This window comes from Roseovarius sp. A46, assembly GCF_004126395.1.
Taxonomy (GTDB): Bacteria; Pseudomonadota; Alphaproteobacteria; order Rhodobacterales; family Rhodobacteraceae; genus Roseovarius; species Roseovarius nitratireducens.
Genome location: NZ_PVWS01000013.1, coordinates 41,886 through 61,919 on the forward strand (window position 1 = coordinate 41,886; position 20,034 = coordinate 61,919).

Sequence of the window (20,034 nt, forward strand, 5' to 3'; positions counted from 1 at the left end):
GGACGTTCAGTCGCGCTCGATCAGCATGTAGCCGCGCCCTTGCACCGTGCGGATGCGCCGTGCGCCCGCCTCGGCGTCGGCAAACAGCTTGCGGCGCAGGCGGCTGATGATTCCGTCCACCGCACGATCATTGATCGTGCGGTCGCCGCCCTGGGCCGCGGTGATGATCCGCTCGCGCGACAGCACCTCGTTGGTCCGCCGGGCAAGCACCATCAGAACGTCGAACTCTCCCTGGCTGAGCTTGACCGGACGCTTGCCCACTCTCACGAGGCGCAGCACGTCGCAGATCTCGATATCGTCCACCTGCCGCAGGAAGTCTCCGGGCCCCCGGCGCGCGCGGCGCGCTTCCGCGGGCGTGACAACGGTGCGCCGCAGGATCGTGCGCACCCGCGCGCTCAACTCTCGCGCGCGCACCGGCTTCACCATGTAGTCGTCAGCCCCCATCTCGAGCGCGAGGTTGGCGTCGATCTCGTCGGCGCTCTGGCGCAGCATCAGGATGCCGGCGGTCGAGTCATTGCGCAGATCGCGCACCACGTCGAAGCCATCCCGCCCCAACGCGCGGTCGCCCACGAGGTAGATATCCACCGCCTCGCGCTTTACCGCTGTGGGGATGTTCAACGCCTTGTGACATGACGCGAGCCGAAATCCCTGGTTGCTCAGACAGCCCGCCACCATGGTCGTATGCGCATGATCATCGTCAAGAATCATGGCGGTCAGATCGACCAAGAATCGCTCCTTTCAGAAAAATGTGTTATTAATCATAGGTATTAGACTAACATATATTCCAGCTTCAGTCAACCTTTGGGATAGTTTTCTTCAATAATTTCAACTCTATGATTTCACAAACTGCAAGCGTGCGTTTGCACAACCTTAGACAACCCTGCCGCATTTCGGACAAATTTCGAAGAATAATGGTTAACGTTGCGATAACTGATGAAACACAACCACAGGCTGAAATTGCCGGGGCCAAGAAAAAGTAGGAAGGAGTAGAAAAATGAGTATCCAGTTCTTCACTCCACGCGGGCCGAAGAATGAGATCATAAGGCTGCCCACCGCCCTGCGCAAAACCGTGCGCTGGCTGCCGCAGATCGGCGATGTCTTTCCCGATTTCAGCGTCGAGACGACCGAAGGCGACCTGAATTTCTGGGAATGGGCAGAAGGTTCGTGGATTCATCTGTTCAGCCACCCGGCGGCCAATACCCCGGTCTGCACCACCGAGATGGCGTCGATCACGGCGCTTTCCGAGGAGTGGCAGGAATTGAATGTCAAACATCTCGCGCTCAGCGGGTCGAGCCTCGGTGAACAGTGCGCATGGCACGGCGATATCGCGCGGCTTTTCGGACTTGAGGTCGATTTCCCCTGCGCCCACGACCCCGGTCTGCAACTGTCGCGCCTCTTCGGCATGATGCACGACAAGGCCGATGCTGCCCGACCGATCCGCAAGAGCTTTCTCATCGACCCGGGAATGCACGTGGCCATGCTGTTCGAATACCCGACATACCTCGGGCGCAACTTCGAGGAGTTGCTGCGCGTCGCCCGGGCGCTGCAGATGCGCGCCACGACCGGTGCGGCGACGCCTGCGGACTGGCAGGGCGGCGACATGGTCATCATCCCCGACAACCGCTCCGAGCAGGAAGTGATCCGCCAGTTCGGCACCGCGTCCGAGCTGCTTCTGCCCTATTTGCGCGTGGCCGGCGCAACCTGATCCTGCGGCTGACCCAGGATGGCGGCGGGCAGGCGCACCGGGCGGCCCGTCCGCGACAGGCAGGCCACCGTCACCACCGCACGAAACAGCAGGTCCTCGCCGCGCCATACCGATTGCGCCATCTCCAGCCGGGCCCCCGTCGCGCGCAAGGTCCGCGTCTCGATCCCGAGCGCGTCGTCAAGCCGCGCAGGCGCGAGAAAATCCGCCTCCACCCGCCGCACGACAAACACGGTGCCCGCCTCGCGCATGGCGTTCTGGTCCAGCCCCAGATCGCGCACCCACGCGCTACGGGCGCGCTCGATGAATTTCAGGAAATTGGCGTGATAGACGATGCCGCCCATGTCGGTATCCTCGTAATGGACCTGGACAGCATAGCGATGGGTCATGGCCTGCCTCTCTTGTTGCGCGGCGCAGCCTAGGATCGCGACCCGGTCAGGTCCAGCCGAATGAGACAGCGCCTCGTGCCGAATGCACCGGGAATGGTCCCGACGCGGTGCCCCGGGCCCGTCCCCCCGGCGACCCCCCGCCGATCCGCCCGCAAACAGCCCTTTCGCCCGGACCGCACGCCCCCTATAACGACGCATGGCCCTGGGGCATCCCCGAGTCGCGGGGCCTTTCACCTATGGGGCAACAGGATACGGGCACAGATGGCGATGTTTGACAGAATTCCGAGCTTCTTTTCCTCGGACATGGCGATTGATCTCGGCACCGCAAACACACTCGTCTACGTCAAGGGCCGCGGCATTATCCTCAACGAGCCCTCGGTCGTGGCCTACCACGTCAAGGACGGGGTCAAGAGGGTGCTCGCCGTGGGCGAGGACGCCAAGCTCATGCTGGGCCGCACCCCCGGAAGCATCGAGGCCATCCGGCCCATGCGCGAGGGCGTGATCGCCGATTTCGACACCGCCGAGGCGATGATCAAGCACTTCATCCGCAAGGTGCACAAGCGCTCGACCTTCTCCAAGCCCAAGATCATCGTCTGCGTCCCGCACGGCGCCACCCCTGTCGAGAAACGCGCCATCCGCCAGTCGGTGCTGTCGGCCGGTGCCCGCCGGGCCGGGCTCATCGCCGAGCCCATCGCCGCGGCCATCGGCGCGGGCATGCCGATCACCGATCCCACCGGCTCGATGGTCGTCGATATCGGCGGCGGCACCACCGAGGTGGCGGTGCTGTCCCTCGGCGATATCGTCTATGCCCGCTCGGTGCGGGTGGGCGGCGACCGCATGGACGAGGCGATCATCAACTACCTGCGCCGCCAGCAGAACCTGCTGGTGGGCGAATCCACCGCCGAGCGGATCAAGACCACCATCGGCACCGCGCGGATGCCCGATGACGGGCGCGGCGCGTCGATCCGGGTGCGCGGGCGCGACCTCCTGAACGGCGTGCCCAAGGAGACCGAGATCAGCCAGGCGCAGGTGGCCGAAGCACTGGCCGAACCGGTGCAGCAGATCACCGAGGCGGTGATGACCGCGCTCGAGGCGACGCCGCCGGACCTCGCCGCCGATATCGTCGATCGCGGGGTGATGCTGACGGGCGGCGGGGCGCTTCTGGGCGATCTCGACCTGGCGCTGCGCGAGCAGACCGGGCTCGCCGTCTCGATCGCCGATGACAGCCTCAACTGCGTGGCACTGGGCACCGGCAAGGCGCTCGAATTCGAGAAACAGCTGCGCCACGCGATTGACTACGACAGTTAACCGGCCCACCTTTTAACGCTAAAGGGGTTGCCAGTGGCCAGCGACCGCGGACAGAGCAACGACTACCGGGGCCCGCTGAGGCGATTGCTCCTCGGGGTTCTGCTTGTCTGCCTTGTCGGAATCTTCCTGCTCTGGCGCATCGACAGCCCGCGGGTCGAACGGTTTCGCGCACAGGTGGTGGACCGGGTCGTGCCCTCGATGGACTGGGCGATGGCGCCGGTCACCGGCGCGGTCCACATCCTGCGCGATTTCCAGTCCTACCAGCGCATGTACGAAAAAAACCGCGAGCTGCGCCGCGAGCTTCAGCAGATGAAGGCATGGAAGGAAGCGGCGCTGCAACTGGAGCAGGAAAACGCCCGCCTGCTCGATCTCAACAACGTGCAGCTTGATCCGCAGCTCACCTATGTCACCGGCGTGGTGATGGCCGATAGCGGCTCGCCCTTCCGGCAATCGGTGCTGCTCAACGTGGGCGCGCGCGACGGCATCATGGAAGGCTGGGCGGCGATGGACGGGCTCGGGCTCGTCGGGCGCATCTCTGGCCTGGGGCAGAATACCGCGCGCGTGATCCTGCTCACCGATACGTCGAGCCGCTTGCCGGTGACGATCCAGCCCTCGGGGCAGCACGCGCTGGTGATCGGCGACAACTCTCCCGCGCCGCTCCTGGATTTCATCGAGAACCCGGACCAGATCCGCCCCGGCGACCGGGTGCTCAGCTCGGGGGATGGCGGGGTGTTTCCGGCGGGGCTCGCTGTCGGGCAGGTGGTGGCCGACCCCGGCGGGCGGATGCGGGTGCGCGTCGCCGCCGATTACGAACGGCTCGAATTCCTGCGCGTGCTGCGCAGCTACGATCACGAACGGATCGACGATCCCGGCGACCTGATCGCCCCCACCTCCCCCGCGACTGCCCCGGCGCCCCCGGCCCCCGCGCCGCAGGCAGCGGCAGAGGGTGGCAATGGCTAGAACCGGCACGCTTCACCTGTGGCTCATGCGGGCGCTCTTCGCCGCGCTGGCCGGTGCGCTCGTCTTCGCGCGGCTCTTGCCGCTCGACATGGCTCCGCCGGGCTTGGCGGGGCCGGACCTGTTCCTCGCGCTCGCCTTTGCCTGGGCGGTGCGGCGGCCGGAATACGTGCCTCCGCTTCTCGTGGCCGGGCTGGCGCTGGCGATGGATCTTCTGTTGCAGCGCCCCCCCGGCCTGTGGGCGGCACTGACACTCGTTGGTTGCGAAACGCTGCGCCACCGCGCGCCCGCGCTGCGCGACCTGACCTTCCTTGCGGAATGGGCGACGGTGGCGGGCACGCTGGCGGCGATGACGCTCGCGTACCGCCTGGTGATGACCATTCTGCTGGTGGACCAGGCTCCGCTCGGGCTCAACCTGATGCAGCTTTTCGCGACCCTCATCGCCTACCCGCTGGTGGCGGCGTTGTCTCATCTCGTCTTCGGGGTGCGCAAGCGCGTGCCCGGTGAACTCGCAACCGGGAGGCAGACGACATGAGACGCCCCACCCGCGACCGCGCCGAAGGCCAGCGCCGCGTCACGCGGCGCGCACTCGTGCTCGGTGGTGCGCAGGTGGCGGTGCTGGGCGCACTGCTGTTCCGAATGAACCACCTTCAGGTCGATCAGGCCGACGAGTTCCGCCTGCTGGCCGACGAGAACCGCATCAACCTCCAGCTTCTCGCCCCCGCGCGCGGCCGCATCTTCGACCGCGAGGGCCGCGTCATCGCCGAGAACGTGCCCAGCTACCGAATCACCATCACGCGCGAACAGGCGGGCGACGCCGAGGCTGTGCTCGACCGGCTCGCCCGGCTGGTCGATATAGCGGCGGGAGAGCTGGAAAAGGCCCGCCGCGACCTGGTCGAGCTGCGCGGCGACACACCGGTGACGGTGGCCGATCGCGTGGACTGGGAGGCGATCGCCCGCGTTGCGGTCAACGCCCCCGCCCTGCCCGGCGTGATGCCCGAGGTGGGGCTGTCGCGCCGCTACCCGCTGGGCGCGGCCTATGCCCACACAATCGGCTATGTCGGCGATGTCAGCGCGCGCGACATCGAACGGCTGGAGGCCCCCGAGGCGCTGCTGCGCCTGCCACGCTTCCAGATCGGCAAGATCGGGCTCGAGGCCGAGCTCGAACGCTCGCTGCGCGGCGCGGCGGGCACCCGCCGCGTCGAGGTCAACGCCGCCGGCCGGGTCATGCGCGAGCTCGAACGCGAAGAGGGCCGCCCCGGCGCGGATGTCCAGGTCACCTGCGACAACGCGCTCCAGACCTATGCCCATGCGCGGCTGCGCGGCGAGGGGGCGGCGGCGGTGATGCTCGACTGCGAGAGCGGCGATATCCTCGTCTGCGCCTCCAGCCCCGGCTTCGATCCCAACCTCTTCGTGCGCGGCATCTCCAGCGCCAATTACCGCGCTCTGCTCGACGACCCGCTGCGCCCGCTGCCCAACAAGGCGGTGCAGGGCATCTATCCGCCCGGCTCCACCTTCAAGATGGTGACCGCGCTTGCCGCGCTTGAGGCCGGGCTCGTCGATTACAACGAAACCGTCTACTGCCCCGGCTTCAAGGAGGTCAGCGGGCGGCGCTTTCACTGCTGGAAACGCGGCGGCCACGGCAATGTCGACCTGCACCGCTCGCTGCGCAACAGTTGCGACGTCTATTACTACGAGATGGCGATGCGCGTCGGCATCGAGGGCATCTCGGCGATGGCGCAGCGGTTCGGAATCGGGGTGCAGTTCGACCTGCCAATGACCAGCGTGGCAGAGGGGCTCGCCCCCTCGCGGCAGTGGAAGCTGGCCTATCGCGGCACGCCGTGGATGGTCGGCGACAGCGCCAACACCGCGATCGGCCAGGGCTTCGTGCTCGCCTCACCGCTGCAACTCGCGGTGATGTCGGCGCGGCTCGCCACCTCGCGGGCGGTTGTTCCGCGGATGGTGAAATCCATCGACGGGGTGGATCAGCCCACCGGCCACGGCGACAGCCTCGGCCTCAACGAAAATCACCTGCGCGAAATCCGCCGCGCCATGTTCGCCGTCAGCAACAGCCCCCGCGGCACCGCCTATCGCAGCCGCATCGCCGAGGACAGCCTGCGCCTCGCGGGCAAGACCGGCACCAGCCAGGTGCGCAATATCTCCACGTCAGAGCGCGAGGGCGGCGTGCGCTCCAACTCCGACCTGCCCCGCGAACAGCGCGACCACGCCCTCTTCGTCAGCTTCGCCCCCCACGACGCGCCGCGTTTCGCGCTGTCGGTGGTGGTCGAGCACGGTGGCGGCGGCTCGACCGCGGCGGCGCCCATCGCGCGCGACATCATGCTTCAGGCGCTCTATGGCGGCGATCCCCCGCTCTCTGCCTACCCCGCCTCCGACCGCCCGCGCATCCGCACCCTGCAGGAAGAGCTGCGCCGCGAGCGCGAGCGCCCCGCCACGGAAACGAGCGACCGCGCATGAGCTATCTCGAACATACCGTAAAGTCGGTCCCCGCGGGCCCGCGAAAGATCCTGTACCTGAACTGGCCGCTCGCCATCCTGCTGGCCAGCGTGGCCTCCATCGGCTTCCTGATGCTCTACTCGGTGGCGGGCGGATCGCTCTCGACATGGGCCGAGCCACAGATGAAACGCTTCGCCGCCGGCTTCGCGGGGATGATCGTGGTGGCGCTGGTTCCGATCTGGTTCTGGCGCAACATGTCGCTGCTGGCCTATCTCGCCTCGCTCGCGCTGCTGGTGGCCGTGGCGCTCATAGGCATCGAGGGCAAGGGCGCGCAACGCTGGCTCGACCTGGGCGTCATGCGCATCCAGCCCTCCGAACTGGTCAAGATCACCCTCGTCATGGTGCTCGCCGCCTATTACGACTGGCTGCCCATGTCGCGGATTTCCCGGCCCGTCTGGGTGCTCATCCCGCTTACGGTCATCCTCGTGCCGGTGGGCATGGTGTTGCGCCAGCCCGATCTCGGCACCTCGATCCTGCTGGTGCTGGGCGGCGGCGCGATGATGTTCGTTGCGGGTGTCCACTGGGCCTATTTCGCGACCGTGATCGCGCTGGGGCTGGGCGCCGTCTTTGCCGTCTTCACCAGTCGCGGCACCGATTGGCAGCTTCTGGAGAATTACCAGTACCGCCGCATCGACACCTTCCTAAACCCCGACAGCGACCCGCTCGGCGCGGGCTATCACATCACCCAGTCCAAGATCGCGCTGGGCTCGGGCGGCTGGACGGGGCGCGGCTTCATGCAGGGCACCCAGACGCGGCTCAACTTCCTGCCAGAAAAACACACCGATTTCATCTTCGTCACGCTGGCCGAGGAATTCGGCTTCATCGGCGCGGCCTCGCTCCTGGGGCTCTACACCCTCGTCATCGTGTTCTGCGTGGCCTCGGCGCTCACCAACCGCGACCGGTTCTCGTCGCTGCTGACGCTGGGGGTGGCGATGACGTTCTTCCTGTATTTCGCCGTCAACATGGCGATGGTCACGGGGCTGATGCCGGTGGTCGGCGTGCCGCTGCCGCTGGTCAGCTATGGCGGCTCGGCGATGCTGGTGCTGATGCTTGGCTTCGGCCTCGTGCAAAGCGCGCATGTCCACAAACCGAGGTAATCCCATGACCGCCAACATCCTCTTTGCCGCCGGTGACACGCGGTGGACCACCTACGAGGCGCCGCTGCGCCGCGCGCTCGACCGCGCAGGCGTCACCGCCCACCTCGCCACCGACATCGCGCCCCAAGAGGTGGATTACATCGTCTACGCCCCCGACAGCCCGGTGCAGGATTTCACCCCCTTCACCCGCGCCCGCGCGGTGCTCAACCTCTGGGCCGGGGTGGAAAATATCGTGCCCAATCCGACGCTGCATATCCCGTTGGCGCGCATGGTCGATCACGGGCTGACGAGCGGCATGGTGGAATGGGTCACCGGCCACGCGCTGCGCCACCATCTCGGGATGGATACCCACATCCTCCACCAGGACGGGGTCTGGCGTCCCGACGCCCCGCCGCTGGCCTCGGATCGCCGGGTCAGCGTTCTGGGCCTCGGCGCGCTCGGGGCCGCCTGCGCGCAGATGCTCGCCACGCTGGGGTTTGCCGTGACCGGCTGGAGCCGCACACCCAAGTCGATCGACACCCTGCGCTGCCTCTCGGGCAAGGACGGGCTGCGCACGGCCCTGCAAGAGGCCGATATCCTCGTCCTCCTGCTGCCCCTCACGCCCGAGACGGAGAACCTGCTGAATGCCGCGCGCCTCGCCCTCCTGCCCACGGGCGCGGTGATCCTCAACCCAGGGCGCGGGCCGCTGATCGACGACGACGCGCTCATTGCCGCGCTCGACACGGGCCATATCGGCCACGCCACGCTCGATGTCTTCCGCGAGGAACCGCTGCCGCCCACCCATCCCTTCTGGGCGCATCCCCGCGTGACGGTCACGCCACACATCGCCTCCGAGACGCGGCCCGAAACGGCGGCGCAGGTCATCGCCGAGAACATCCGCCGCGGCGAGGCGGGCGAGCCACTCCTGCACCTGGTGGACCGCGACGCGGGGTATTGACGGGGGAGGCCAGGGCGGGACTGGCCCGTTCCTCCCATTCGTCACCCATCCCGCGCGGAATCACGGCGTGCTTGCACGCCGCCGCGCAGCGCCCGACCGCCCCCCGGGCGGGCGCTTTTGAAACGCCTAAACCTGCACAATCGTTGAAGTATCTTGCACCATAAAGTGAAGACCACAAGCGTTTGAGCGCCCCCCCGCGGTCGGGCACTGCGCGGCTCCCCGACCGCTGCCCGATGACCGTTCAAGGCCACGCTCCCCTACCGCAACCGTGGCGGCCGCTCCGGGTCCGACCCCGGCGCCGCCGGTGTGGCCCGCACCTCCGGCTCCGGCAGATCGAACCGCAGCCCGCAGCCCGCCATCCGCGCCAGCACCGGGTCGCTCGCGTCAAAAAAACCCACGTCGAGCGCCGCCGCCTCCAGCCCGGAAAAGGCCAGCACCTCCGACACCGCCCGCGCCAGCGCGCGCTCCGCGCCCGGCGCGGCCCCGACAAAGCCCAGCAAATGCCCCTGCGCGCCATCCTCGTAGCGCGCCGCCACCAGCCACGCGGCGCGCGCCATGCCGGCCATGCCCGCCAGCCGCGCATCCAGCGCGCGCAGCACCGCCTCGGGCAGCCCGCCGGGCACGCGGAACTCCACCGGCCGCGCGGCGACCTCCTCGGGCGCCTCCGCCAGCATCTCCGTCAGCCAGTCCATCGCCTGCGCAGGCAGCAGTATCGCCGACGGCGCCACCCCGAGGTTGAGCCCCAGCCCCAGCCCCTGCCCGGCCAGCATCCCGGCCAGCGCCCGCCCCGACAGCGCGGCATAGGGCGCGGGCCCCTCGGCAAATTCCGCCAGCCGCGCTTCGTTATCGAATGCCAATACGCAATCGCCGCCCTCCGGCGCGATCACCACCGGGTCGATGCGGTCGCCCTCCGCCTCGCGTGTCAGCAGCAGGCACAACTCGCTCGCCGCCAGCCGCTCGTAGAATCGCAGCCGCGCGCCCTCGTCGCCCGGCGCGGTCTCCATCGCCGCGTGCGCGGCATCCAGCGGGGTCATCTCAGCCACCCAGAACCTCTCTCACCGCGCCCCGCAGCGCCGGGAGCACCTCGTCGCCGAACCACGGGTTCTTCTTCAGCCACGCGCTATTGCGCCAGGACGGGTGCGGCAAGGGAAACCTGCGCGGTGCATGGTCGCGCCAGCCGCGCACCGTCTCGGTCACCCCCGCCCGCGTGCCAAGGTGATAGCGATGCGCGTGCCCACCCACCAGAACGGTCAGAGCCACGTCCGGCAGATGCGCCATCACCCGGTCATGCCATGTCTGCCCGCAGATCGCGGGCGGCGGCAGATCGGCCCCCTTGGCATCGTAGCCCGGAAAGCAGAACGCCATCGGCACGATGGCCACCCGGTCGCGGTCGTAGAACTCCGCCGGGCTCACTCCCAGCCAGTCCCGCAGCCGCTCGCCGGACGGATCGTCGAAGGGCCGCCCCGAGCGATGCACCCGCAGCCCCGGCGCCTGCCCCGCGATCAGGATGCGCGCCGTGGGGCGGAACCAGACCACCGGGCGCGGCGCGTGCGCCGTCTCGGTCGCGGCGAATCGATCGGCACACAAACGACAAGACCGGATTTCGGCACCGAGCGCCGTTTGCGGCGAACCGTGCGGTTCGCGCGCCGAACCTGTAGGTTCAGTCAAGCGTGACCCCCGCCTCGCGCATCGCCACCTCGGCCTGCGCGAGTGATCCGTCGAGGTCGATTGCCCGGCACAGATCGCGCCGCACTGTGACCCTGTAGCCCAGCTTGGCCGCGTCAAGTGCCGAGAATTGCACGCAGAAATCCGTGGCCAGCCCAACCATCACCAGCTTTGTGACCCCGCGCGTCTGAAGATATCCGTCAAGCCCGGTATGCGTCGCCCGGTCATTCTCGAAGAACGCAGAATAACTGTCTATTTTCAATGACATACCCTTGCGGATAATCAGGTGCGCGGGGGCCGTGTCGAGATCCGGATGAAACGCCCCACCATGGCTCCCCTGCACACAATGGTCCGGCCACAACACCTGGGTGCCGTACTCCATCTCCACCGTCTCGAACGGCGCCTTGCCCGGGTGCTCCGAGGCAAACGAGGAATGCCCGGCGGGGTGCCAGTCCTGCGTCAGGATTATCTCTTTGAAATCAGTCATCAAGGCGTTGATCTTCGGCACGACCTCGTCCCCGCCCGGCACCGCCAGCGCGCCCCCGGGGCAGAAATCGTTCTGAACGTCGATCACCAATAATGCAGCCGTCATGCCCGCCTCCTTCGCGCCACATGGCTAGGACGCGGGTCGTCCCGCGTCAATCCCGGCCCTTGCCCGCACGTCCCTGCACGCGTAAATGCAGCCCCATGTACCGGATCGCCGCACTCTATCATTTCACCCGTCTCGATGACCCCGCCGCCCTGCGCGCACCGCTTCTCGGCTTGTGCGAATCCGAAGAGGTGCGCGGCACATTGCTGCTCGCGCGAGAGGGAATTAATGGAACGATTTCCGGGCCTTGGAAGGGTGTTACCCGCGTTCTCGACCATCTCCGCGCGCTGCCCGGATGCGCCGAGCTCGCGTGGAAGGACAGCTACAGCGCCACCCCGCCCTTCGGCCGCATGAAGGTGCGCGTCAAGCGCGAGATCGTGACGATGGGGGTCGCCGATGTCGATCCGCGCGCCGCGACCGGCCACTATGTCGCCCCCGCCGAGTGGAACGCGCTGATCGCGGCCCCCGATGTCGCGGTGATCGACACCCGCAACGCCTACGAAGTGGCCATCGGCAGCTTCGAAGGGGCCGTGGACCCCGGCACCGATAGCTTTCGCGATTTCCCCGCGTGGTGGCAGGCCAACAAGGGCCGGTTTCACAACAAGCGCGTGGCGATGTTCTGCACCGGCGGAATTCGTTGTGAAAAATCAACGAATTACCTTCTGAGCCAGGGGGTGGAGGAGGTCTATCACCTCAAGGGCGGCATCCTGAAATACCTCGAGGAGGTGCCCGAGAAACAGAGCCTGTGGCGCGGCGCGTGTTTCGTTTTCGACGGGCGGGTGTCGGTGGGACACGGGCTGCGCGCCGGGCCGCATGTGCTCTGCCATGCCTGCCGCCGCCCTATCTTGCCCGAGGACCGCGCCCGCCCCGAGTACGAGGCCGGTGTCGCCTGCCACCATTGCACCCACGAGACCAGCGCCGAGGACAAGGCCCGCTTTCGCGAACGGCAGAAACAGGTCACCCTCGCCGCGGCGCGCGGCGAGCGGCATATCCGATGGATGGCCGAGGGCTGAACCGGCTGAATTTACTCACAAAACTTCGAACAACTTGTCCCGCGCACCCTGCCCGCGCACCAGCCTGAGCCGCGTTTTCGGCACCCCGATGGCCTTTGCCAGAAGTGCCTGCACCGCGGCATTCGCCTTGCCCTCCTCGGGCGGCACGGTAACGTAGACACGCAGGCTGTCCCCCTCCGCCACGATCCGCGCGCGCGAGGCCCGCGGCGTCACCCGCAGGGAAAAGCGGGTGCCCGGCGCCGCGAGATGGCCCAGGTCGGGGTGATCCATGCTGACACGCCTCCTCGCGTCCAGGTCGCTACCGACGGCAATGATGGCACGCCCGACCCCCGCAGTCGAGAGCCGGAGGCCGCGTTCGCCGGGTGGCCCTACCCGCCGCCATCGCCATCCTCGTCGGGCTGCAAGAGGCTGATCTCGCCCGCCGCTTCGAGCCGGCGCACGGCGTTCACGATCTCGGTCTGCGCGGCCTCGGCCTCGCGCGGGCGCACGCGACCCCGCTCCGCGATTTCCTCGCGCAGCGCGTCAGCCATGCGTTTCGACATGTTGGACAGCAGGAATTCGGCCACCGGGGCCAGCGCGCCATCAAGCGCCCCGGCCAGCGCGGCGACCTGCACAGGCTGATCCACCTCGCGCAGGATGCGCGGGATATCGGTCGGATTGACGCGGTCGGGCAGGTGCAGGAACGTAAAAATCGCACGTCGCACCAGCGCGGCGAAATCCTCGTCGGTGTCTTCAAGACCCTCGAGCACCTCGTCGCGGATGATTGCGGCCGAGTAGTTGAGGATCGCGCCCACCCGTTCCACCGCCCCGTCGGCAAAGGCACTCTGCGGCACGTCCTGTATCTGCGCCGCGAGGGCGAGGCCGATGCGGTCCACCGCCTCGGGCGAGACAGAGCCGGTCTGCGAAATGGCGTAGGTGATGCGCCGCGCCGCCGCACCGGGCAGCCGCCCGAGCAGATCGGCGGCGCGTGCGACGTCGAGCTTGGAGAGGATCACGGCGGCGACCTCGGCGCTTTCCGCTTCGAGGATGGGGACGAGTGTTTCGGGATCGGTGGCCTTCACCAATTCCCAGGGGTCGCCGTATTGGCGCACACCCGCCTCCTTGCGCAGGCGGGCAGCGGTCTGTGGGCTGATCCGCCCGTCGAGCGCCGACAGCGCACCGGGCAGGCCGCGCGGAAAGGTCAGACCCATCCCTTCGAGTTCATTGGCGAATTTGGCCACCACATCGGCCAACGTGCCGCGATCCACATAGCGCATCGACCCCATCTGCGTGGTCAGTCGTCCCTGTAATTCGTCCGGCAAATCCGAAAGGGACACGTCCGCCCCCTCGTTCATCAGGAAGCGCACGATGATCGCGGCCTTCTGCGCACGCGACAGATGCGCCGCCGCGCCGCGCGGACGCGGCCCCTCGATCCGTGCGGGTGGTGCGTTCATGCCTCGGTCCCCGTTGCCCCGATCCTTGCGCGAGCATAGGGCACGATCCGTCAACAAAGCCTGAACGCGACCACGATTTCTCTTTGGTCAAAATACTCCGGGGAGTCGCCCCGCACGGCTGGCGGAGGCAGCGCCCCCGACCCTACGTTCAGCCGTACTGTTCGGCGAGGAATTTCTCGGCGTCGAGCGCGGCCATGCAACCCATACCGGCGCTGGTGACCGCTTGGCGGTAGATATGATCGGTCAGGTCACCGGCGGCGAAAAGCCCCGGAACCGAGGTGCGGGTGCTACCCGGTTCGACGCGCACATAGTCACCGTGATGCATCTCTACCTTGCCCTTCACAAGCTCGCTCGCCGGGGCGTGGCCAATGGCGATGAACACGCCCTTGCAGGGGATTTCCGTGATCTCGCCAGTCTCGACATGCCTCACCCTGACGCCCTCGACACCCTTGGGGTTGTCGGTGCCGGTCACCTCCTCGAGCGTGTGGAACCACAGCGGCTCGATCTTGGGGTGCTTGAACAGCCGATCCTGCAAAATCTTCTCGGCGCGCAACTCGTCGCGGCGGTGGATAAGAGTGACCTTGGAGGCGAAATTTGTCAGGAACAGCGCCTCTTCGACGGCAGTGTTGCCGCCGCCCACCACCACGATCTCTTGCCCGCGGTAGAAGAAGCCGTCGCAGGTTGCGCAGGCCGACACACCGAACCCCTTGAACGCCTCCTCGCTCTCCAGTCCCAGCCATTTCGCGCGGGCACCCGTGGCGAGAATCACCGCATCGGCAGTGTAGGTCGCGCCGCTGTCTCCCTTGGCGGTGAAGGGGCGGCTTTCAGTGTCGAGGTCGGTGATGATGTCGCCCACGATCTCGCAGCCCATGGCCTTGGCGTGGGCCTCCATGCGCACCATCAGGTCGGGGCCCTGCACCTCCGTATCGCCGGGCCAGTTCTCCACCTCGGTGGTGGTGGTGAGCTGCCCACCCGGCTCGATCCCTTGCACCAGCATCGGCTCCAGCATGGCGCGGGCGGCGTAGACGCCAGCGGTATAGCCCGCAGGGCCGGACCCGATGATGAGGCACTTGGTGTGGCGTGTCTTGGGCATGGCTGCTCTTTCGTTGAAAACCGGATATCGCGCGGAGATATAGCGGCGCGGGACGGGGCATGTAACCCCTTGCAAGGCGGCAATGCGTCGCCATCAGACCCTCGCACCCGAAATTATCTTGCGCATAGGCGAAATATTATTGCGCGCGCCCGCATGGCTGCTATAACATCCGCGAAAATAATCAGGAGAATGCGATGGCGGGCACGCGTCTCGATCCGATCGACCGAAGGATACTGGCAGAATTGCAGGCCGACGGCCGGATGACCAATGTCGAGCTGGCCAAGCGTGTCGGCATTTCCGCCCCGCCCTGCCTGCGGCGGGTCCGCGCGCTGGAAGAACAGGGGTATATCCGCGGCTATCACGCCGATATCGACGCGCGCGAGTTGGGCTTTGAGGTGCAGGTCTTTGCGATGGTCGGTCTGCAAAGCCAGGCCGAGGCGGACCTGTCGGCCTTCGAGGCGCGGTGCCGGGCCTGGCCGCTGGTGCGCGAGTGCCACATGCTCAACGGCGAGGTGGATTTCATTCTCAAATGCGTCGCCCCCGACCTGTCGACCTTCCAGCGGTTCCTGACCGAGGAACTGACCGCGGCAGAGAACGTGGGCAGCGTCAAGACCTCGCTGGTGATCCGCGGAGCCAAGGACGAGCCCGGCGTGCCCTTTGAGATTCTGGAGGCTCGGCTCGAACGACCGGCCTGAGCAGGGCGGTGGCCTCAGACCAGATCGAGCGCCTCGGGGGCGTCGAGCGGCAGGCGCATCTGGGCCATAGGTCCGAAATCGCACGGCTTGGGAATATGGGGAAAGGCCGCCATGACCTGCCGCAGGGTGGCATCGTCGTAGCCGCGCTCGAACCCGGCACCGGGATGAAAGCTCTCGGTTTCCAGCCCGTTCACCATGATCACCGCGTGCCGACGCAAGGCGAGATGGTAGAAGGTCACCGGCTGGCGCGACACCATGCGGATCGCGTGCACCCCATCTGCCATCGCGTGCACCGGCGACAGAACCCCGTCCGCCCCGATCCGCGCGCGTAGCCGGCAAGGACGGCTTAGAAGCCGCGCGCCGGGTCCCATCACGAGATCAGCCATAGGCCGCCCGAGACCGAAGGCGTCGGCCATCACCCGCGTCAGCGGTGTGCCCTCGCCAGAACGGTCAGCCCCTAACGTGATCGAGCCGATCCAGACCGCCGGGACCGCGCCACCCGCGGCGGTGACGATCATGTCGCCGGGCACCAGATCCTCGACCGCCACCGGGCCGCGTGACGTCGAAACGAGCGCCCCGTGCGCGAAGGCAGCATGGGCCGCGTCGAGCAGCGGCAGCGGCGGGAGGTGGCGCTCCTGCGTCATGAGTCGCCCCTCGGCATCGCGCCAAAGGCAGGAATACCGACGTGTTGCCTCCTGCGCCCGGGCAGCCGGGGGCGCGGAGGGGAGATCGACGCCGAAGCGGTGCATGCTCATGTCGTGTCACCTCATGATCAGGGCCGTCGTGGCCGCACCGGACCTCCGGCGGCGACGACAGTCAGACATTCGGCAATCTGTGTGACGCGCAAATCGGGCAATTCTGCGCTCTCGCGCCAGAATCTTCGTGGCATCGACCGTGTTTTCGACATAGTCGCCTTCGGTCGAGATCATTGTTTCGCTGTGCATCCACAGTGAACCTCGCGAAAGCACAAGGGCCGCCACGGGGCAGCCCTTGCCTGCTCTTCGGTCGCCCTGCGCCGGTGGCGGCGCGCGGCTCAGGCGGTCTTGCGCGGGCGCAACAGCGCGAACATGCGGGCATGACGCCCGTCGCGTCGCACCTGGCGGTGATAGGGCAACGCGGGCGCAGCCTCCTTGCTGTGCTCGACCACGGATCTCAACCAACGTGCCTTCATCTGCTCCATCCTCTTGCCTGCGCCGCTTGGCGGCATTGTTACCTCATCCGCAACGATGCGCGGGGTTTGCGGCGAGGTTTTGACGGAAAAGGTTAAAATCCGGGCAATACGGGGGCGATGCCGGGACGGGGGCCGAAACGGGCGGGAACGCCGACCCTCAGCGTTCGCCCGTATCGAAGCCTGCCTCACGCATCAGCTTGTCGGACGCCTCCTCGACCTCCGACTCCAGACGCCGCATGAACGTCCCCCTCGGCAGCCCCGGCGCAATCTCGGGCAGGAACTCCACCACCGCGAGGCCCGGTTTCCGCAGGATGCCCTTGCGCGGCCAGAAGACCCCGACATTGGTCGCCGCCGGCACGCAAGTCTGGCCAAGTTCCTCGTAGAGCACGCCGGCGCCAATCTTGTAGGGCTTCTTCACTCCCGGCGCGACGCGGGTGCCCTGCGCGTAGATAATGAGCTGTCCCGGCTCCTGCCGTCCGCGCGCCACGTCCTCGACCATCTTGCCGATGGCCTGGCTGCGCTTGCCTCGATTCACCGGCACGCAGCCGATGCGCAGCGCGTATTGCCCGATCACCGGTGCCCACATCAATTCCCGCTTCATGATGAACTTGCCCGCCGGGATGCTGCCGAAGATGAGGATGATGTCGAGAAAGCTCTGGTGCTTGGAGGCGATCAGCACTTCGCCCCGGGGCGGCGTGCCGCGCACCTCGGTGCGCAGGCCGACCATCCACGCCGCGGTGAAGCGAACCCAGCGGCAAAAGGTCTTGCACGCTATACGCGCGCCACGCGGACTGACCAGCGCCCAAGGCAGGAACACGATCCCCAGCACCGCCATCGCCAGGTACATCTGGACCACGAAAACGAGAGACCGAAGCCATTGCAGGGCGTGTGTCATGGCATCTTCTCCAGTCTGCGGCGCGCGGCGGCGCGGGTCGCGGCAAAAGCGACCAGCCCGGCAAGCGGCGGGATCAGCAGCGGCAAGAGCCAGTGCCAGCCCTGGAAGCCAAGCCCGGTGAGAAACCCGCCCTCGATCCGCGCCGATGGCAGCGCGAGAATGGCGAGGCATCCCAGCACCGTTCCGATCGCCGCGCCCCCGAGGCCCCGGACGGCAAAGCGGCGCACAAAGGCCCGCGCGATGAAATCATCCTGCGCGCCGACGAGGCGCAGCACCGTGATGACCTGCGCATTGGCCGCCAGCGCCGCCTGCGCCGCAAGCGTGATCATCGCCGCCATCGCCGCCCCGATGAGCGCCAGCGACAACCAGCCCAGAAGCCTCAGTCGCGACGCGGCCTGCACCAGTGGCTTTCGCCAGCGCGTGTGATCGTCGAGAACGGCACCCGGCACCTCGGCGGCCAGCCGCAACCGCAATCCCTGCGCGTCGAACCCCGCCTCGGTCTCTGTCACTTCGATCAACCGAGGGATGGGCAATTGGTCGAGCGGCAGGTCGGGGCCGAACCACGGCTCAAGCAGCGCCGCCTGCTCGGCATCGTCGAGCGCGCGGGCGCGCGCGACACCGGTGGTGGTCTCGAGCACCCGCAGCGCCGCCTCGGTCTGCGCCGCCATCTGCCCCTCGGGCGCGGAGATGCGCACCGTCGCCGTGCGGGCAAGCTCGTTACTCCAGCGGTCCGCCAGCCGCCCGGTGGCCAGCGACAGCGCCAGCGCAAAAACCGCGAGAAAGGCCATCGCCGCGGCGGTGAACAGCGTCAGCGTGGCGGTGAACCCGCTCGGCGGCACGACCCGGTCAGCCTGCGTGTCACCGGGCAGTAGCTGCGAGAGGAAACCGGACAGCACCGTCAAAGGTCCGCCCCCGCAAGCTGAAGCCGCCGTCCGGCGATACGCAGCACCCGGGCCTGGACATGGGTCTTGGCGGCGCGGATCAGCGCCAGATCGTGGGTGGCGATGAGGATCGTCTTGCCCATGCGGTTAAGTTCAATGAGCAAGCGCATCAGGCGCTCGGACATCTCCCAGTCGATATTGCCTGTGGGCTCGTCGGCCAGCACCGCGTCGGGCGACATGATGACCGCACGCGCCAGCGCGGCGCGTTGCCGCTCGCCGCCCGAAAGCTCGGGCGGTCGCGCGTGCGCCCGCGCGCGCAAGCCCACCCAGCCGATCAGTTCTCGCAGGTTGGCTTCCTCGGCCAGCAGGTCGCGCGACGACACCGAGAGCGGCAGGGCGATATTTTCCGCCACGTCGAGATGGTCGAGAAACTGGCAATCCTGGTGGACCACGCCTATGCGCCGCCGCGCCATCGCGATATCGTCGCGGCTCATTTCGCGCCGGTCCTGCCCAAACAGCCGCACCTGCCCCGCCGTGGGCGCGAGCGCGCCGTAGCACAGCTTGAGCAGTGTTGTCTTGCCCGAGCCCGAGGGCCCGGTGAGAAAGTGGAACGACCCGGGCGCGAGCGAGAGCGACACGTCGCTCAGCAACTCCCCCCCGCCATAGGAATACCCCACGCCCTCGAGCTCGATCACCGCTTGCGCCCTTTTCTTCCGCAGCCCCCTTCATGCCCCAGAGGTCACACATGTGCAATCACTGCCCGCATGATTCGCTTTGCTCTTTTCGCTTCGTGGATTAGTGCCTATGCTCGCGCCACGGTCGCAAAAGCCGGATAACGGCGGCAAGCAGCAGGCAGCGGGTGAAACCATGAGGCTGACATGTCCGAACTGCGGGGCGCAGTATGAGGTGCCGGACGCGGTGATCCCGGTCTCGGGACGCGATGTGCAATGCTCCAACTGCGGCACAACGTGGTTCCAGAACCATCCCGATCACGAACCCACCGAGCCCGAGGAGCCCGACACCGGGCCCGAGCCAACGGCCGAGCCGGAGGCACGCCCCGAGCCGGAGCAAGGCGCGGCGTCGGGACGGCGGATTGATCCGTCGGTGGCCGATATCCTGCGCGAGGAGGCAGACCGCGAGCGCGCCGCCCGCGCCGCCGAGGCCGATGACCGGATCGAGACGCAACCCGACCTCGGCCTTGGCGAGCCCGAACCCGATCGCGCGAAACGCGCACGCCAGGCGCGCGACCGGATGCAGCGGCTGCGTGGGGGGCGGCCCGCAGATACCAAAACGCCGCCGCGCGACGACCCCGACACAGACGATGACGATAGCGGCGACGTGTTTGACGACGACGAGGATGACGGCCTCGATCCTGGTTCGCGCCGCAACCTCTTTCCCGATATCGACGAGATCAATTCCTCGCTGAGCGCCTCGGGGGACTCTGCGGGCTCGCTCTCGCCGGCCACGTCGGAAGACTCGCCGCCCGCCCGCCGAGGTGGCGGATTTCGCACCGGGTTCCGACTGGCGGTGGTGGGCTGCGTCGCGGCCCTGGTGGTCTACCTGATGGCCCCGAGGATCGCCGGACTCTGGCCCGCTGCCGAGGCCCCGCTTGCGCAATACGTGCAGGTGGTAGACGAGGCGCGCGCGATGCTGTCGGCGACGGTCGCCGACCTTCTGGCACGTCTCTGACGCCGC

23 protein-coding genes are annotated in these 20,034 nt (G+C 67.5%); 10 read left to right on the forward strand and 13 right to left on the reverse strand.

The window, feature by feature from the left end; translation table 11 throughout:
- Nucleotides 1-6: 6 nt before the first annotated feature.
- Nucleotides 7-726: a response regulator transcription factor gene (locus C6W92_RS08710; protein WP_241691109.1), complete on the reverse strand. Its 720-nt coding sequence runs from the start codon at nucleotides 724-726 to the stop codon at nucleotides 7-9.
- Between the two features lie 268 nt (nucleotides 727-994).
- Between C6W92_RS08710 and C6W92_RS08715 the strand changes: the two genes are divergently transcribed.
- Nucleotides 995-1,705, forward strand: a complete 711-nt coding sequence (locus C6W92_RS08715) for a redoxin domain-containing protein (RefSeq protein WP_129432608.1) — start codon at nucleotides 995-997, stop codon at nucleotides 1,703-1,705.
- On the opposite strand, the gene ybgC is transcribed toward C6W92_RS08715, so the two are convergent.
- Complete coding sequence (ybgC, locus tag C6W92_RS08720; protein WP_129432609.1) at nucleotides 1,678-2,091, reverse strand: tol-pal system-associated acyl-CoA thioesterase; 414 nt, start codon at nucleotides 2,089-2,091, stop codon at nucleotides 1,678-1,680. The two genes, C6W92_RS08715 and ybgC, sit on opposite strands and share 28 nt — an antisense overlap.
- A 261-nt stretch (nucleotides 2,092-2,352) precedes the next feature.
- On the opposite strand from ybgC, the gene C6W92_RS08725 reads away from it, so the two are divergent.
- From C6W92_RS08725 to C6W92_RS08750, 6 genes are read left to right on the forward strand one after another with little or no spacing between them, the layout of a single operon-like run.
- Nucleotides 2,353-3,399 carry a rod shape-determining protein gene (locus C6W92_RS08725; RefSeq protein WP_104019548.1) on the forward strand — a complete coding sequence of 349 codons (1,047 nt, stop codon included), beginning with the start codon at nucleotides 2,353-2,355 and terminating at the stop codon, nucleotides 3,397-3,399.
- A gap of 33 nt (nucleotides 3,400-3,432) precedes the next feature.
- Complete coding sequence (gene mreC, locus C6W92_RS08730; protein ID WP_129432610.1) at nucleotides 3,433-4,359, forward strand: rod shape-determining protein MreC; 927 nt, start codon at nucleotides 3,433-3,435, stop codon at nucleotides 4,357-4,359.
- Nucleotides 4,352-4,891 (forward strand): rod shape-determining protein MreD, encoded by a 540-nt coding sequence (locus C6W92_RS08735; protein WP_164989204.1) that lies wholly within the window; start codon nucleotides 4,352-4,354, stop codon nucleotides 4,889-4,891. Before mreC ends, C6W92_RS08735 begins: the two co-directional genes overlap by 8 nt.
- Nucleotides 4,888-6,831: a penicillin-binding protein 2 gene (mrdA, locus tag C6W92_RS08740; protein WP_129432611.1), complete on the forward strand. Its 1,944-nt coding sequence runs from the start codon at nucleotides 4,888-4,890 to the stop codon at nucleotides 6,829-6,831. Before C6W92_RS08735 ends, mrdA begins: the two co-directional genes overlap by 4 nt.
- A complete protein-coding gene (gene rodA / locus C6W92_RS08745; RefSeq protein WP_129432612.1) occupies nucleotides 6,828-7,967 on the forward strand; it encodes a rod shape-determining protein RodA in 1,140 nt (379 codons plus the stop codon). The genes mrdA and rodA overlap by 4 nt, the downstream gene beginning before the upstream one ends.
- 4 nt (nucleotides 7,968-7,971) lie before the next feature.
- Nucleotides 7,972-8,904: a glyoxylate/hydroxypyruvate reductase A gene (locus tag C6W92_RS08750; RefSeq protein WP_104019552.1), complete on the forward strand. Its 933-nt coding sequence runs from the start codon at nucleotides 7,972-7,974 to the stop codon at nucleotides 8,902-8,904.
- Between the two features lie 257 nt (nucleotides 8,905-9,161).
- Here the strand turns inward: C6W92_RS08750 and C6W92_RS08755 are convergent, their stop codons facing one another.
- The 3 genes from C6W92_RS08755 to pncA all read right to left on the reverse strand — a co-directional run bounded on the left by C6W92_RS08755 (nucleotide 9,162) and on the right by pncA (nucleotide 11,161).
- Complete coding sequence (locus C6W92_RS08755; RefSeq protein WP_129432613.1) at nucleotides 9,162-9,947, reverse strand: SseB family protein; 786 nt, start codon at nucleotides 9,945-9,947, stop codon at nucleotides 9,162-9,164.
- The gene (locus C6W92_RS08760; RefSeq protein WP_347232794.1) at nucleotides 9,940-10,491 is read right to left on the reverse strand and encodes a uracil-DNA glycosylase family protein; all 552 of its coding nucleotides are present in this window, start codon (nucleotides 10,489-10,491) and stop codon (nucleotides 9,940-9,942) included. Before C6W92_RS08760 ends, C6W92_RS08755 begins: the two co-directional genes overlap by 8 nt.
- A gap of 73 nt (nucleotides 10,492-10,564) precedes the next feature.
- Nucleotides 10,565-11,161 carry a bifunctional nicotinamidase/pyrazinamidase gene (gene pncA / locus C6W92_RS08765; protein ID WP_129432615.1) on the reverse strand — a complete coding sequence of 199 codons (597 nt, stop codon included), beginning with the start codon at nucleotides 11,159-11,161 and terminating at the stop codon, nucleotides 10,565-10,567.
- A gap of 95 nt (nucleotides 11,162-11,256) precedes the next feature.
- Here pncA and C6W92_RS08770 point away from each other — a divergent pair, with 95 nt between their 5' ends.
- Nucleotides 11,257-12,171, forward strand: a complete 915-nt coding sequence (locus tag C6W92_RS08770) for a rhodanese-related sulfurtransferase (protein WP_129432616.1) — start codon at nucleotides 11,257-11,259, stop codon at nucleotides 12,169-12,171.
- A gap of 15 nt (nucleotides 12,172-12,186) precedes the next feature.
- On the opposite strand, the gene C6W92_RS08775 is transcribed toward C6W92_RS08770, so the two are convergent.
- The 3 genes from C6W92_RS08775 to trxB all read right to left on the reverse strand — a co-directional run bounded on the left by C6W92_RS08775 (nucleotide 12,187) and on the right by trxB (nucleotide 14,697).
- Nucleotides 12,187-12,441, reverse strand: coding sequence for a DUF167 domain-containing protein (locus C6W92_RS08775; protein ID WP_129432617.1), 255 nt, complete (start codon nucleotides 12,439-12,441; stop codon nucleotides 12,187-12,189).
- Nucleotides 12,442-12,539: 98 nt separating this feature from the next.
- Complete coding sequence (locus C6W92_RS08780) at nucleotides 12,540-13,604, reverse strand: FliG C-terminal domain-containing protein (protein ID WP_129432618.1); 1,065 nt, start codon at nucleotides 13,602-13,604, stop codon at nucleotides 12,540-12,542.
- 148 nt (nucleotides 13,605-13,752) lie between these two features.
- The gene (gene trxB, locus C6W92_RS08785; RefSeq protein WP_129432619.1) at nucleotides 13,753-14,697 is read right to left on the reverse strand and encodes a thioredoxin-disulfide reductase; all 945 of its coding nucleotides are present in this window, start codon (nucleotides 14,695-14,697) and stop codon (nucleotides 13,753-13,755) included.
- Between the two features lie 194 nt (nucleotides 14,698-14,891).
- Here trxB and C6W92_RS08790 point away from each other — a divergent pair, with 194 nt between their 5' ends.
- Complete coding sequence (locus tag C6W92_RS08790; protein WP_104019560.1) at nucleotides 14,892-15,392, forward strand: Lrp/AsnC family transcriptional regulator; 501 nt, start codon at nucleotides 14,892-14,894, stop codon at nucleotides 15,390-15,392.
- A gap of 14 nt (nucleotides 15,393-15,406) precedes the next feature.
- Here C6W92_RS08790 and C6W92_RS08795 read toward each other — a convergent pair whose 3' ends face one another.
- The 5 genes from C6W92_RS08795 to C6W92_RS08810 all read right to left on the reverse strand — a co-directional run bounded on the left by C6W92_RS08795 (nucleotide 15,407) and on the right by C6W92_RS08810 (nucleotide 19,034).
- Nucleotides 15,407-16,147, reverse strand: a complete 741-nt coding sequence (locus C6W92_RS08795; RefSeq protein ID WP_129432620.1) for a Hint domain-containing protein — start codon at nucleotides 16,145-16,147, stop codon at nucleotides 15,407-15,409.
- Between the two features lie 278 nt (nucleotides 16,148-16,425).
- Nucleotides 16,426-16,563: a hypothetical protein gene (locus C6W92_RS17675; protein WP_164989205.1), complete on the reverse strand. Its 138-nt coding sequence runs from the start codon at nucleotides 16,561-16,563 to the stop codon at nucleotides 16,426-16,428.
- 157 nt (nucleotides 16,564-16,720) lie between these two features.
- Nucleotides 16,721-17,458 carry a lysophospholipid acyltransferase family protein gene (locus C6W92_RS08800; RefSeq protein WP_129432621.1) on the reverse strand — a complete coding sequence of 246 codons (738 nt, stop codon included), beginning with the start codon at nucleotides 17,456-17,458 and terminating at the stop codon, nucleotides 16,721-16,723.
- A complete protein-coding gene (locus C6W92_RS08805; protein WP_129432653.1) occupies nucleotides 17,455-18,351 on the reverse strand; it encodes an FtsX-like permease family protein in 897 nt (298 codons plus the stop codon). The genes C6W92_RS08800 and C6W92_RS08805 overlap by 4 nt, the downstream gene beginning before the upstream one ends.
- Nucleotides 18,352-18,356: 5 nt before the next feature.
- Nucleotides 18,357-19,034, reverse strand: a complete 678-nt coding sequence (locus C6W92_RS08810; protein WP_129432622.1) for an ATP-binding cassette domain-containing protein — start codon at nucleotides 19,032-19,034, stop codon at nucleotides 18,357-18,359.
- Between the two features lie 172 nt (nucleotides 19,035-19,206).
- On the opposite strand from C6W92_RS08810, the gene C6W92_RS08815 reads away from it, so the two are divergent.
- The gene (locus C6W92_RS08815; RefSeq protein ID WP_129432623.1) at nucleotides 19,207-20,028 is read left to right on the forward strand and encodes a zinc-ribbon domain-containing protein; all 822 of its coding nucleotides are present in this window, start codon (nucleotides 19,207-19,209) and stop codon (nucleotides 20,026-20,028) included.
- Nucleotides 20,029-20,034: the final 6 nt, after the last annotated feature.